General features: G+C 50.5%; 11 protein-coding genes. 8 read left to right on the top strand and 3 right to left on the bottom strand.

Going from position 1 to position 14135, the window contains the following annotated elements; all coding sequences use genetic code 11:
• Nucleotides 1-16: 16 nt before the first annotated feature.
• Genes F0L74_RS02580 through F0L74_RS02570 form a run of 3 tightly spaced genes read right to left on the bottom strand, consistent with a single transcriptional unit; the run spans nt 17 to nt 3459 of the window.
• Entirely contained in the window at nt 17-1438 is a 1422-nt protein-coding gene (locus F0L74_RS02580) for a nicotinate phosphoribosyltransferase (RefSeq protein WP_149836263.1), read from the bottom strand.
• A 9-nt stretch (nt 1439-1447) separates the two neighbouring features.
• The gene (locus tag F0L74_RS02575) at nt 1448-1840 is read right to left on the bottom strand and encodes a hypothetical protein (RefSeq protein ID WP_149836262.1); all 393 of its coding nucleotides are present in this window, start codon (nt 1838-1840) and stop codon (nt 1448-1450) included.
• Between the two features lie 2 nt (nt 1841-1842).
• Entirely contained in the window at nt 1843-3459 is a 1617-nt protein-coding gene (locus F0L74_RS02570) for a M28 family peptidase (protein ID WP_149836261.1), read from the bottom strand.
• A 184-nt stretch (nt 3460-3643) separates the two neighbouring features.
• On the opposite strand from F0L74_RS02570, the gene gcvT reads away from it, so the two are divergent.
• The 8 genes from gcvT to kdpA all read left to right on the top strand — a co-directional run bounded on the left by gcvT (nt 3644) and on the right by kdpA (nt 14099).
• Nucleotides 3644-4741, top strand: a complete 1098-nt coding sequence (gene gcvT / locus F0L74_RS02565) for a glycine cleavage system aminomethyltransferase GcvT (protein ID WP_368732342.1) — start codon at nt 3644-3646, stop codon at nt 4739-4741.
• Between the two features lie 337 nt (nt 4742-5078).
• On the top strand, nt 5079-5552 hold the full coding sequence (locus F0L74_RS02560; protein ID WP_149836260.1) for an SRPBCC family protein: 474 nt from the start codon (nt 5079-5081) through the stop codon (nt 5550-5552).
• A 150-nt stretch (nt 5553-5702) separates the two neighbouring features.
• Entirely contained in the window at nt 5703-6440 is a 738-nt protein-coding gene (locus tag F0L74_RS02555; RefSeq protein ID WP_149836259.1) for a 2-phosphosulfolactate phosphatase, read from the top strand.
• Nucleotides 6441-6568: 128 nt separating this feature from the next.
• Nucleotides 6569-7369 carry an MBL fold metallo-hydrolase gene (locus F0L74_RS02550; protein WP_149836258.1) on the top strand — a complete coding sequence of 267 codons (801 nt, stop codon included), beginning with the start codon at nt 6569-6571 and terminating at the stop codon, nt 7367-7369.
• Between the two features lie 461 nt (nt 7370-7830).
• Nucleotides 7831-11571, top strand: a complete 3741-nt coding sequence (locus F0L74_RS02545) for a DEAD/DEAH box helicase (protein WP_149836257.1) — start codon at nt 7831-7833, stop codon at nt 11569-11571.
• A 185-nt stretch (nt 11572-11756) separates the two neighbouring features.
• The gene (locus F0L74_RS02540) at nt 11757-12116 is read left to right on the top strand and encodes a DUF7674 family protein (RefSeq protein WP_149836256.1); all 360 of its coding nucleotides are present in this window, start codon (nt 11757-11759) and stop codon (nt 12114-12116) included.
• 131 nt (nt 12117-12247) lie between these two features.
• A complete protein-coding gene (locus F0L74_RS02535; protein WP_149837212.1) occupies nt 12248-12328 on the top strand; it encodes a potassium-transporting ATPase subunit F in 81 nt (26 codons plus the stop codon).
• A 55-nt stretch (nt 12329-12383) separates the two neighbouring features.
• A complete protein-coding gene (gene kdpA, locus F0L74_RS02530) occupies nt 12384-14099 on the top strand; it encodes a potassium-transporting ATPase subunit KdpA (protein WP_149836255.1) in 1716 nt (571 codons plus the stop codon).
• Nucleotides 14100-14135 lie beyond the last annotated feature (36 nt).

Raw genomic sequence — 14135 nt, 5'->3', positions numbered from 1 at the left:
CTGCCGCTGGCATTCATCAAACGATACCTGCCCTGGCCCTTTGCCTTACTTCCTCAAAACGGTGTTCTGTTACCACCACCCCATTCTCAAAAACCAATTCCAGTTCATCTTTTAGCCCGGGCGCTTCCCCCTGCTCCAGGGTACGGTAAGTATCATCTTCCTGTACCAGTTTTAACCGGCCGGCTTTAGACTGCTTAAAGGAGGTGCGTAGCTGGCCCTGTGCATCCAGTTCCACCGGCATTTTCTGCACGTCTATTTCCTGTCCATTCACAATGGCGTGGGAGGCTTTAAGGGCAAACTCCTGCGTATCGCGGTTTACGCGTTGCAGCAGGGCGCCGCCCATGCCCAGCGCCAGGTTCTCCGCGCTGATGCCTGCCTTTTGCAGGGCGGCATAGATCTCGCCTATGGAGGAATGGCTTACGCCATCGCCCTGTATGACCCGTACCTGCGGCGGGAGTACCCGGTAGCCTTTTTCATTGACGGTGCAGCCGAACTGCGTCATCAGTATATCAAACACCTTTAACAGAGTTTTGATAGGATCGCCGCTGTCCGGGCGGATGACCAGCACACCATCGCGGTTGAGCACCTGTTCTTTGAGCTGGCCGCCCCAATACTGTTCGCAGGCGCGGAAGATATTGTAAGAGTCCGATACGCAGGCCACCACCCCTGTGGGGAAGGTATCCAGTACATGGCGGAAGATCTCCGGTTCGCCTTTTTCGCCCAGCAGGGTAACGATAGAGTGTTCCGTAGCGGGAATGGACAGTCCCGGCGCGGTAGGCGCATTATAATAACGTTTGGCAAATACGGAAGCGGGCAGGGTATCACTACCGGAGAAGTTCACCAGGTGGGCGCTGCCGCCAATGCCGGCACTTTCTACGGAGCTTGCGCCGCGGAAGCCAAAATCATTCAGCACCAGGTCTATGCCCGCAAAGGAAGCCGCGCTGGCCGTGGCGTTGTAATAGTGGGTAACTGTTTTGCGGATCTCGCGGGAAAGGGTGGCCACCGTACAGGGATACCATACCTGCATAAGCAGGGTTTCCAGGAAATTGGTGAGCCAGTAGCAGGCCGGGTCTGTATTCTCAATGGTCATGAGCACATTCCGTACGGGCACCACGGTACCTTCCGGCACTGCTTTTATACGCACGGGCAGGTGACCACCGTGCGTATCGAGGATATAATCAAACTTGCTGCGGTCAAATATATCATTACGGCCAAACACCTCCGGCAGCAGGGCCGCTGCTTCATCGATCTTTTCTCTGGTAATAACGGGGCCCTGCAGGTAGGCTTTCAGCAAATACTGCAGGCCATAGAACACCGTGTTATCGAATTTGCCGCCGCGGCTCTCCAGGTAAGAATAGATGTACTGGGAGCCTGGCAGGTACAGCTTGTGATGGGAATACTTATATGCGTCTGCCAGTAAGATGAGATTATCCTGCATGCCTGTTTTTTACTTAAGATATTGATCTATCTGTTCCGTGCCTTTATGCAAATTTATAAAGAGCGGATTCTTTTGCGGATCAAATACGATGAGTGTGTGGGCTTCCCAGGTATCCTGCGGTGCGGTGAGCTCAATAGGTACTTCCTGGCCGTTGGTGCGGCGGAAGAGCAGGCTGTCGCCGGCGGCCACATGACGGGTAAACTGGTGTTGTTCCAGGTAAGTGATCATTTCCTGCTGTTTTTGTTGAACGGCGGCGGCAGCAGTATCGCCGGCGGCGGGTTTCACGTTGCGGAGCACATATACCTTTTGCGTGATCAGGTCATAATTGCCGGTGCTCTGCTGGTCGCGGGAGGCATTGTTACACGCAGCCAGCAGCAGGATAGATAAGAAAAAATAGCGCATGGTCAGAATTGTATATTAAAAGTCTGTTGTTTGGTACCGCGTTTTATGGTCACGGTGGTTTTATCTCCTTTCTTAAAGGTAGACAATGCCTGCATATATGCTTCGAGATTTGTGATGGACTTATGCCCCAGCTGTACAATCACATCCCCCGTGGCAAGTCCCGCTTTTTGTGCCGGCCGGCCGTCAGACACGCCATCCACCCTTACCCCGCTCTTGTTATAGGTGTAATCCGGCATAATGCCCAGGGTAACGGAAAAACGGGTGCTGCTGGTCTGCGGCTCCCGGGTGGGGGTAAAAGCCAGCTTCTCCTGACCGTTTGCTTTTTCTACCAGGTGATAGATGAGCTTTACCACGGCCAGCTCCCCTTCGTAGTTGATCTTATCCGCATCGTCTGTAGGCTTGTGATAGTCTGCATGCGAGCCGGTAAAGAAGAAAAGCACCGGCACTTTTTGCCGGTAAAAGGAGGTATGGTCAGAGGGGCCTACGCCGGATGAGTCATAATTCAGCTTAATACCATCGCCCTGTATAGCCTGTAAAAGCGGCCCCCAGGAGGGGGACGTGCCTACGCCGCCTATCTGCAGGCCTTTGCTGGCATCCAGCCGGCCCACCATGTCCATATTGATCATAAAGTTTAGCTGCGACAGGTCTACCGGGGTATGCGTGGTGAAGTATTTGGAGCCAAAAAGGCCCAGCTCCTCGCCGGAAAAGGCCACCAGCACATAGTTATTATTCCGCAGGCGGCTGGCTTTGAGCAGGCGGCCCAGCTCCAGCAGGGCGGCAGTGCCGCTGGCATTATCATCTGCCCCGTTATGGATGGCTTTAGCGCCGGTAGCCAGGGAATTATGATCCTCCCCATAACCTAAATGATCAAAATGGGCGCCCAGCACAATGGTCTTTGGCGCGCCGTTATCAATATAACCGATCACGTTAGTGCCGGTGCGTTTTGTTTGTTTAAAGGCCACCTGCAGATTGATCTGGAAGCCGTTGGCATTGTCATCGCCCAGCTTTTTGCTGATGGTGCTGTTTACCCATAACACGGGGATAGTCAGCTTTTTAGGATCGGTATCCAGCCATTGCAGGGCGGTGGTGATGCTTTCTTTGGCATTAAAGAAGATAACGCCGGTAGCGCCATTCTTAGCGGCTTCGATGGCGTTCTTCCGGTATTCTTCCAGGGGGGAGTCGTGGGGATTGAGCTCCAGTTCCTGTACGTCTATCAACCAGATATTATCCGGTTCCTTTACCTGTGGCAATACCTCTCCTTTGGCGGTTTTTTCCGCGCTGAAAGGCAGGGGCGTAAATTGTTCGCCGGGTATAAGGCGTTCCTGGTTAATGGTGAGCTGGGTAGCGTCTGCAATATCCTTGCCTTCGCGTACAGTAAATGTCTGGAGGTAGCCGTTATCGCCTTTAGGGACAAGGCCTTCCTGTTTCATCTGGGCAGCAATATAGTCTGCCGCCAGTTGCTCGCCGGGTGTGCCGGTCCGGCGGCCTTCCAGTTTATCGCTGGAGAGATAGTTCACATGTGCCTGAAGATTGGCCAGGGTTTTCCGGTCGGCTTTTTTCTGGGCAGGTAAGTACCCTGCCACCAATAAAGATACAAGGAGCCAGGTGGTCTTTTTCATTTGAGATTTTTGGATGGATGTATCAGGTATTCCAGGTAACCTTGCACCAGCACATGAGATCCGGTACAAAATTAGGTGCTGTCCATGAAAGTGCCGGGTAAAGTGCAATTATTACACCAAATTTCGAATTTCCCGTTATTTTTGCCGGGTTTAAAAACCAATCATACCCAAATCATTACAAAACATGGCAGCAATCAAAAACACGCCGTTTACACCAAAACATGTAGCACTGGGAGCAAAAATGGTTCCTTTTGCAGGCTATAATATGCCTGTATCGTACACTGGCATCAATGAAGAACACCAGGCCGTCCGCAGCAACGCCGGAGTGTTTGACGTTAGCCACATGGGCGAATTTATATTAAAAGGGCCAGATGCGCTGGATCTTATTCAGCGGGTGACCAGCAATGACGCTTCGAAGCTCACTGCCGGTAAGGCCCAGTATAGCTGCCTGCCCAATGCAGAAGGGGGTATTGTGGATGATCTGCTGGTATATTGTATTGAAGAGAACAAGGTATATATGCTGGTGGTGAATGCCAGTAATATAGAGAAGGATTGGGAATGGATCAGTAAACACAACACCAAAGGGGTGGAAATGCATGATATTTCCGAAAAAACCTGCCTGCTGGCCATACAGGGCCCTAATGCCGCCAGCATCCTGCAGCCCCTTACGGATATAGATATTGTGAACCTGAAATACTACACCTTCGCGAAAGGCGTTTTTGCAGGGGTGCCTAATGTGCTGATGAGCGCCACCGGTTATACCGGGGCCGGTGGTATAGAGATCTATTTTGAGGATAAAGATGGCGCCGCAGAAAAGATCTGGGATGCTATCTTTGAAGCCGGCGCGCCCAAGGGGCTGAAACCGATAGGGCTGGGCGCACGTGATACATTACGGCTGGAAATGGGTTTTTGCCTGTACGGTAACGATATTGACGACCGTACTTCGCCGCTGGAAGCGGGCTTGGGCTGGATCACCAAGTTCACAAAGGACTTTACCGCCCGGGAGATCATCGAAAAACAGAAAGCCGCCGGCCTTACACAAAAGCTGGTAGGTTTTGAAATGATAGACAAGGGTATTCCCCGCCATGATTACGAGATCCGGAATGCGCAGGGCGAAACGATAGGCCGTGTTACCTCTGGTACACAGTCACCTTCCCTGCAGAAGGCCGTTGGACTGGGATATGTTAAAACGCCGTATGCGGCGCTGGACAGCGAGATTTACATAGTTGTAAGGGACAAACAGCTGAAAGCCAGGGTGATGAAGGTACCGTTTCTGGGTTAAGCTGTTACGGGGTAGCTGTTAGCTTTTAGCTTTAATGCAGCGGATCTTTGGTGGCTGTTAGCTTTGGAGTGGCCAGTGCGGTTTCCGGGCTGGTTATTGGCTTTGCCGGGGACCAGTACTTGTGCTGCGCCGCTTATAGCCCTGGGGCATTATGACGGCAGCACCGTTCCCTGACCAGCTATTGGCTTTTAACATAGCTGAAACCAGCACCGTTCCTGGCTGACGATTAGCTTTGCGGGCGAGGGGATAACATAACGTAACTTTTGATGTTTGGGCCATAAAGCTACATGCCAACGGCTAATGGCTAACAGCTGACTGCTAAATTATAACCATATCTATGCCTACTATTCATCTGACAACCGTTATCCATGCACCAATGGAGCGGGTTTTTGACCTAAGCAGGAGTATAACCCTGCACAAGCGCAGTATGGCGCACACGGGGGAGGAGGCCATAAAGGGCCGCCTTAGCGGACTGATATCGCTTAATGAAACCGTTACCTGGCGGGCGCGCCACCTGGGTAAAACGCGGGAGTTCACCTCGCGGATCACAGATATGCGCGGCCCGGAGTACTTCTGCGATGAAATGGAGCACGGGGATTTCAAATACCTGCGCCATGAGCATCATTTCAAACAGATCGAAAACGGTACTGTTGCCATTGATGTGATGGAGTTTGAAGCGCCGTATGGCTGGATAGGCCGTATGGTGGTGAAGTTTTACCTGGCGAACTATATGTACAAGCTGCTGGAGCAGCGGAACACCGTGATAAAGGACTATGCGGAGACGGAAAAGTGGCGGGTAGTGTTGGAATAGCGGGTAGCTAGGGGCATTATGCAGGCTACGTAAGCAAAGAGATCGCATGGTTGCCCGGCATACCGCCCGCCTGCCGGAAACAATGTTGATAATATCGCTGATCCATTCATAACGGATGGTCATCAGCTAAATAACCATAAAAGCAGATAAATGACTGAAAGTACCGAAGGGCGGCCTTCGCTGGAAGTGTGCCTGTCGCCGGCCCTATTGCACCTATACGATGTGAAGAACAGTATTGTGGTGATCATTGACGTGCTGAGGGCCACCTCTACCATCTGTACGGCTTTGTATAACGGCGCCGCCAAAGTGATACCGGTAGCCTCCGTAGCGGAATGTGTGAATATTGGCAAACAATTGGGCGCCATTACCGCCGGTGAACGTGACGGTAAGATTGCCGAAGGCCTGGAATACGGTAACTCCCCCTTTGAATATCCCCGGGATTTTGTGGAAGGTAAGGTACTGGTGCTGACCACTACCAATGGTACCAAACTGCTGCATATGGCCAAAGACGCCATACAGATCGTTACCGGCTCTTTCCCTAATCTTTCTGCCGTATGTGATTACCTGGTAGCCCAGGGTAAGAACGTGATACTGGGTTGCGCCGCCTGGAAAGACCGGGTGAATATGGAAGATACCCTGTTTGCCGGTGCGGTGGTGAGCCGGATCCGTGATCATTTTAATGTGAACTGCGACTCTGCCCTGGCAGCCCAGACCCTGTATAATCTTGCCAAAGATGATCTGTTCGGCTTTATGCAACAGGCCTCACATTATCAGCGCCTGGCGCGTTATGGGTTAGAAAAGGATATACGTTACTGCCTGACCCCGGATGGCGCGAATGTGCTGCCGTTGCTGCGGGATGGGGAGCTGGTTAATGCGCCGATGTGCTAATGTACTGATCGAATGTTTAATGTTTAAGTTAAATAGCCAGGTTGGCCAATCAGCACATTGTTTTGCCTACATTTGCAGCGGTATATATCCATCATTAGCACATCGGCATATTAGCACATCAGCACATTATGCATTACATCTGTACTACCTGCGGTATTCAATATAACGAAACCAGCCAGCCGTCGGCACAGTGCCCGGTTTGTGAGGATGACCGGCAGTATGTAGGGCCTGGCGGGCAATCCTGGACCACGCTGGAACAAGTGACCCGCCAGCACCGGAATATTATCGAAAAAGTGGCCCCGAACCTGTACGCCATCTATACCACCCCCTCTTTTGCCATAGGCCAGCGGGCCTACCTGCTGATCACGCCGGGCGGCAATATCCTCTGGGACTGCATCACTAACCTGGACGCCTCTACTATCGACCTGATACAACACCTGGGTGGCATACACGCCATTGCTATCTCCCATCCGCATTATTTTTCTACCATCGTAGAATGGAGTCATGCCTTTAACAAGGCCCCGGTATATGTGCATGCCCTTGACAGCCAGTGGCTGGGGCGTACTGATCCGGTGATACGGCTGTGGGAAGGGGCAGAACAGCCCCTGTGGGACGATATACGGCTGGTGCTCTGCGGCGGGCATTTCCCCGGTGGCAATATCCTGCACTGGCCGGCCGGACATGAGGGTAAAGGGGCTTTATTGGTGGGCGATATTATACAGGTATCCCCTGATCTGAAGACGGTTTCCTTTATGTACAGCTATCCCAACCTGATACCCCTGCCTAAACGGGACATCCTGCAGATACAGGCCGCGGTACAGCCCCTGCCATACGATGCGGTGTACGGCGCATTTGGACGTGTGATCCGCGCCAATGGCCGTGAGGCAGTGGATTTTTCCATTGAACGGTACCTGCGGATATACGAATAATGGGCTACCATAGGGCGTTTTGCTTGCTGAACCCTGTTAAAATGCCCGGTTTATGGGCAAATATATGGGTTGCATATGGGTGTTATATAAGTGGCATATGGATGGCATATGGGAATGCGATATGGCGCCGGAGATAAGATTCCCATAAGGATGACCAGTTCCGGGTTGTTAGACCATCTGCCAGTTCCCGCTTTTCTTTAGTTAATATTTACATTTATTTAATGCTGCTATACCCTCCGCCATTACCCCATCCCGGATGGCCGCCGGCGGGCGATCTGCCTGTAACCGCCTCTCTATCATACAACAAAGCATAAATATTCCTTTTTAGATAGCTGCCGGCCAGCGTTAATATTACGTTACACCTTTGCGCTACACCCCTCACGCTGTAGACTATTCCAAAAATTCTGCTTACTTTTGTGGATTGCCTTTTTAAGAGGTGCTAAATATTTTAGTGTAGAATTATGTCGCTACCCCAGTTATTAAAATACGTTTATAATAACGGCACTGATGAGGTGATCCGAAGGGGTAAACGCATCTTTGCGACAGGGGGGGTAGAGCTGCTGGAAGCCGATCCCGTACTTAAATCCGCCTCTTTCCGGGTAAAAAGCGATACACACGCCAACTACTACAAAGTTACCATTGCCAAATACCACGAAATATCCGGTATGTCTGTGCGCTGCCAATGCCCCTATAACCTGGGGGATATTTGCCGCCATGAGGCAGCCGCCTTGTTCCAGCTACAGGAAATGCTGGACAAGAATCATTTCGACGCCTTTGAAACGCAGTATAATCAGCATCATACGCTGATAAAGATGAAATCCATCGACCTCAAGAGTATTAAACTTCTGACCTCTGCGGCCATTTTTGCAGATGCAGAGAAGATACTGCAGAAGCATAAGATCAAGGTACGCAGCGCCAAGGATGAGAAGGTGGAGGCCACGTTAACGCTGGATGGAGAGGAATTTCCGCTGATCATACAGCGGAATGAGGAACGTAATTTTGATACACATTGCACCTGCGATGAAACGGAGCATCCGCTGTGCAAACATAAAACAGCCCTGTTCCTGCAATTGCTGCAGGCCAACGGGCCCTTCTATTTTGATACCCTCCGTAACTGGGACAAAGAAAAGAACAAACTGCTGGCCTCTTATGGTTATTCCCTGTCGGATAACCTGGAAGGGAAATTCACGTTTTCCTATATGGAGGGCAAACCTTTCCTGCGGGTGCTGGATCCCAGCATCAAACGCGTAGAAGGCCCCGTGAACGGTAGCAGCCGGCAACAAGCGCCTCCGCCCCCTCCGCCGGCAGGCATTACCGTTACCCAGCGTTTGGGCGTGGTATTTAACGGCAATGAGCCGTTATATCCATTTTTCCGTATGGATCTGGTGAGCGGCGAGGTGAATGAGGAGCAGAACGGCTTTGTAACCCTGGTGAATAAGCTGGATCTTACCAAGTACGTCGATTTTTATCAGTATAAAGAAACAGACCGCGAACTGATCTCGCCTATACGTAAGTTACAGTCCGCCGAAGTGAGCAAATACCTGAGCAAAAACTCTCCTTTTGCCGGGATATGGGAAAACATCACCCATGATAATTCTGAAGAGCTGCCCACGGAAACAAAAGAGCTGATGCTGGAATACCTGCATCCCAGGTTCGATAAACTGTTCCCGGTGCTGGCAGAGCATGGGCTGATATTTATGCTGCCCAACCGGCAGATATTCAAGACCCGTCACCTGTTGCCTATACAGTTGGGCGCCGCCCGTTTACAACCGGTGTTTAAAACAAAGACCGGCGAAAAAGAGGTGGAGATCTGCTGTTATGTGAACATAGAAGGGGAACTGGTGAATGTAACGGAAAATGAATGGGAAAGCTCCCTCATCTTCCTGTACAAAGGCATGCTGCACCTGTTTGCCAATGCCCAGGATGCGCTGCATATTGAGCTGTTCCGCCAGAATGGCCGTTTGCGCATACCCGTGGCGGAATGGGGTACCTACCTTAAAGATTACCTGCTGCCTTTAAGCCGGCAGTATGATATACAGTTTGACGCCTCCCTGCTGGCGGAAGTAGATGATATTGTGCCGGAATGCCGGGTGTACCTGAAAGAGATGGGCGAAACATTCATCATCCAACCCGGTTTTGCCTATCATGGGCATGAAGTGGAGTGGAATGATGATACCCGCATCACCGTGCAGGAAGGTAATAAAGTGCTGATCATCCACCGTAACAAGGAGGCAGAACAGCAGTTTGTAGAACAGCTAAGGGCGCTGCACACTAATTTCAGCCAGCCATCCAGCAACAATTATTTTTACCTGCGCTCCAAAGAAGCCCTGAAGAACAACTGGTTCTTCCTGTTCTTTGATACGCTGAAGGAGATGAATGTGCGGGTGTTTGGGTTTGATAACCTGCGTAACTTCAAGTTTAACTCCCATAAGCCGGTTACCAACCTGCAGATCAGCTCCGGTATTGACTGGTTTGATGCGCAGATAGAGGTACTGTACGGCGATCAGCGCGTGAGTATCAAGGATATCAAACATGCGCTGGCCAACAAACAGAACTATGTACAGCTGGCAGATGGTTCCCTGGGCCTGCTGCCGGAAGAATGGCTGCGTAAGTACTCCCTGCTGTTTAAGATAGGCGAGGAAAAGGATAAGGGCTTAAAGCTGAGCAAATACAATTTCAGCGTAATAGATGAACTGTTTGAGTTCATAGATGATGAAGCCATTGTAATAGAGCTGGAGCAGAAGCGTAAAAAGCTGCTGCAGTTTGATGAGATCCGGAACATTACCCTGCCTGAAAACCTGAATGCCACCCTGCGCCCTTACCAGGAGAGCGGTTTCCAGTGGCTGAATTACCTGGATGAAGTGAAATGGGGCGGTATACTGGCAGACGATATGGGTCTTGGTAAGACCATACAGGCCCTCACCTTTATACAGCATTATAAGAACGCGCATAACGATAAATGCCTGGCGCTGGTAGTATGTCCTACCACGCTGATCTATAACTGGGAGAACGAGATCAAGAAGTTCACCCCCACCATGCGTTACCACATCCACCATGGCCCGGCGCGGCAAAAAGATGCGGAAGAGCTGCAGAAGTCAGACATTATCATCACCACCTATGGCACCCTGCGCAGTGATGTGCAGCTCCTGATGAAGATGGAATTTGACTACGTGATACTGGATGAATCCCAGGCCATCAAGAACCCGCAGAGCAAGGTAACCAAGGCTGCCCAGCTGTTGCATACACGTAACCGCCTGGCGCTGAGCGGTACGCCTATGCAGAACAATACGTTTGACATTTATGCGCAGATGAACTTCCTGAACCCCGGCATGCTGGGTAGCGTAGACTTTTTCAGGAATGAGTTTGCCACACCTATCGATAAGTTCCAGGACGAAGAACGGAAAGACCATCTGCGTAAGCTCATCTATCCGTTTATCTTACGCCGTACCAAAGAACAGGTGGCCAAAGAGCTGCCGGAAAAGATAGAAACCGTGATCTTTTGCGAAATGGATGCGGAACAGCGGCATATTTATGACGCCTACCGTAATACCTACCGCTCCAAGATCCTGGGCGTAATAGAGGACCAGGGTATGGAACGCTCCCAGCTTACCATCCTGCAGGGCCTGATGAAGCTGCGGCAGATCTGCGACTCGCCTGCTATCCTCAATGAATCTGAACAGTATCCCAACCATTCTGTAAAGCTGCATGAGCTCACCCGTGAGATGTCTGAGAATATCAGCAACCATAAGGTGCTGGTGTTTTCCCAGTTCCTGGGCATGCTGGCGCTTATTAAGGACCGCCTGCAGCATTTAAAGATACCTTTTGAATATTTTGACGGCAGCACCAGTACTATAGAGAGGGAAAGGGCCATCCAGAACTTCCAGAACAACGAGGAATGCCGGGTGTTCCTGATCTCCCTGAAGGCCGGTGGCGTAGGTCTAAACCTCACCGCCGCGGATTATGTATACATTGTGGACCCCTGGTGGAACCCCGCCGTAGAACAACAGGCCATTGACCGTACCCACCGTATTGGCCAGACAAAGAACATTTTCGCTTATCGTATGATCTGTAAGGACACGGTAGAGGAGAAGATATTGCAGTTGCAGGAGCGTAAAAAATCCCTGGTGAAGGATATTATTGCCGATGATACCGGGTTTATCAAGAAGCTGACGAAGGAAGATGTGTTGTATTTGTTTAGTTAACCCCCACCCGTTTCTGCACCTACCTTTCCATTTCTGCATGGTTTTATAATTTGGCACAATAGCCATTTTAGTCACTGTTGATTATTATTAGTTAATAATCAGTTTGTTGCGTTGTTGTTTGTTCCCCTTACCCACTCCTGGCATTACAATCGCTTACCTATGCCCGTAACAATACACAACAAACCATGTTACCAGATTCAAAGATATCACAGCTTATTAGCCTCCAGATCCCGGGCCTTACCTATGTTATGTGGCAGTTCCGGATCACGGCCCCGGTGTATGAGGTAGTACACGTATTTACGGATTATACCAAAAGGATGATCCGCGGGGGACAGCTAAATGAAGCGAAGAAGTGTTTTACTATAGCGGCGGTATTATACCGCAATGGCAGCAACCTGCTGCGGAATGCCATTGAGAGCGTATACCTGTATGGGTTATCGCCCTTACTGGATACCGCTTATGAGAATCATCCGGTAAAGGCACTGTTACCAGCCACCCTACAACATATCCGTATCAGGGACGTACAGAACGGCACTCACAACTAATTTAAATAACACCACCATGTTCACCATCCTTTTATTACTGGCAGGTTTAGCCTGCTTTGTATTGTTCTTCCGGTCAATAGATTATTTCGAAGAAATATGATCAACAAAATGAGCGCTAAAGCTATCTACATATGATGAACGCATTATTTATCCTGTCCATCCTGGTTTTCCTGTACATGATCTACGTACTGCTTAAACCTGAAAAGTTTTAAACAACAGCTGTTAGCCACTAAGCATTAAATGATAACAGCTAAAAGTTAATTGAAAATGACAACAGAAATTTTAGGCGTAATTGTTACCTATGGACTAACATTACTATTAGCCTGGCCACTGGGAAAATACATTGCCAAGGTATTTAACGGTGACAGGACGATGCTTGATTTTATGGCGCCGATGGAGAGCCTATTCTACAAACTCTCTGGCATTAACCCCAGGGAGGAAATGAACTGGAAACAGCACCTGAAGGCCCTGCTCACCATTAACCTGGTGTGGTTTGTATATGCCTTTTTTGTGCTGATCTTCCAGGATCATCTGCCGCTGAACCCTGATGGCAACCCGGGTCAAACGCCTGACCTGGCCTTTAATACGGCCATCAGTTTTGTGGTGAACTGTAACCTGCAGCATTACTCCGGCGAAAGCGGCGTAAGCTATTTTTCACAGCTGTTTGTACTGGCCTTCCTGCAATTTGTAAGCGCCGCTACCGGTATTGCCGCTTTAGTGGTAGTGCTCAAAGCCCTGCGGGAAAAGACCACCGATAAGCTGGGCAACTTCTGGGAGTTTTTTGTAAAAAGCATTACCCGCCTGCTGTTACCGCTTTCTATCGTAATGGCTATTATCCTGGCATTTAACGGTACGCCGGCCAGCTACAAGGGCAAAGGTTCCTATGTAAGCATGCAGGGCGATACAGTGAATGTATCCCGCGGTCCCGCGGCCGGTATGATCGCTATTAAACACCTGGGTACGAATGGTGGCGGCTGGTTTGGCGCTAACTCCTCCCATCCGCTGGAAAATCCTAACTATATCACTTATATCACGGAAATGGTGGCGCAGGTGATCATACCCATCGCGATGATCTTTGCCCTGGGCTATTTTATCCGCCGGAAGAAATTTGCGTATGTCGTCTTTGGTATCATGACCATAGGCATGTTATGCCTGCTGATACCTACCATTATAACAGAGGTGAACGGAAACCCTGCTATTGCCCACATGGGCGTTACACAGCCAACCGGGGCCATGGAAGGCAAGGAGGTGCGTTTTGGACCAGCCGGCTCCGCATACTGGAGCGTTGTTACCACGATCATCTCCACCGGCTCTGTGAACGCCTGGCACGATAGCACCATGCCGGTGAGCGGTTTAATGCAGCTGCTGGGCATGATGATCAACAGTTTCTACGGTGGTTGCGGTGTTGGCTTCCTGAACTACTTTGTCTACATCATCATAGCGGTATTTATCTCCGGGTTGATGGTAGGCCGTACGCCGGAGTTCATGGGCCATAAGCTGGAAGCGCGGGAAGTAAAGATCGCGGCGCTCATCACCCTGCTGTCCCCTTTCCTGATACTGGCCGGTACGGCGCTTTCCTCCTATGTGCTGGCGCATCATCCGGATGCGGATTGGGCGGTGAAACCATCGGCCTGGCTTAATAACCCCGGTTATCATGGGTTCTCTGAAATGTTATACGAGTATACTTCTGCCAATGCCAATAACGGGTCTGGTTTTGAGGGCCTGGGCGATAACAATATCTTCTGGAACATAACTACAGGCTTTGTGCTGATCCTGGGCCGCTTCCTGCCTATTATAGGACCGCTGGCGATAGCAGGCCTGCTGGCTAAGAAGAAGTATATACCCGCATCTGCCGGTACGCTTAAAACAGACTCGCTCACTTTTGGGGTGGTGACCCTGGCGGTGATCATCATCATAAATGCGCTGTCTTATTTCCCGGCCCTGACGCTGGGTCCCATAGCAGAATACCTTTCCCTGCATTGATGTACATATAGATTGAAACGTGGCTCCGGCGTCCTC

Origin of the sequence: Chitinophaga agrisoli, from assembly GCF_008386695.1 — a bacterium.
GTDB lineage: Bacteria > Bacteroidota > Bacteroidia > Chitinophagales > Chitinophagaceae > Chitinophaga > Chitinophaga agrisoli.
This window is presented reverse-complemented; position numbering and strand designations above follow the sequence as displayed.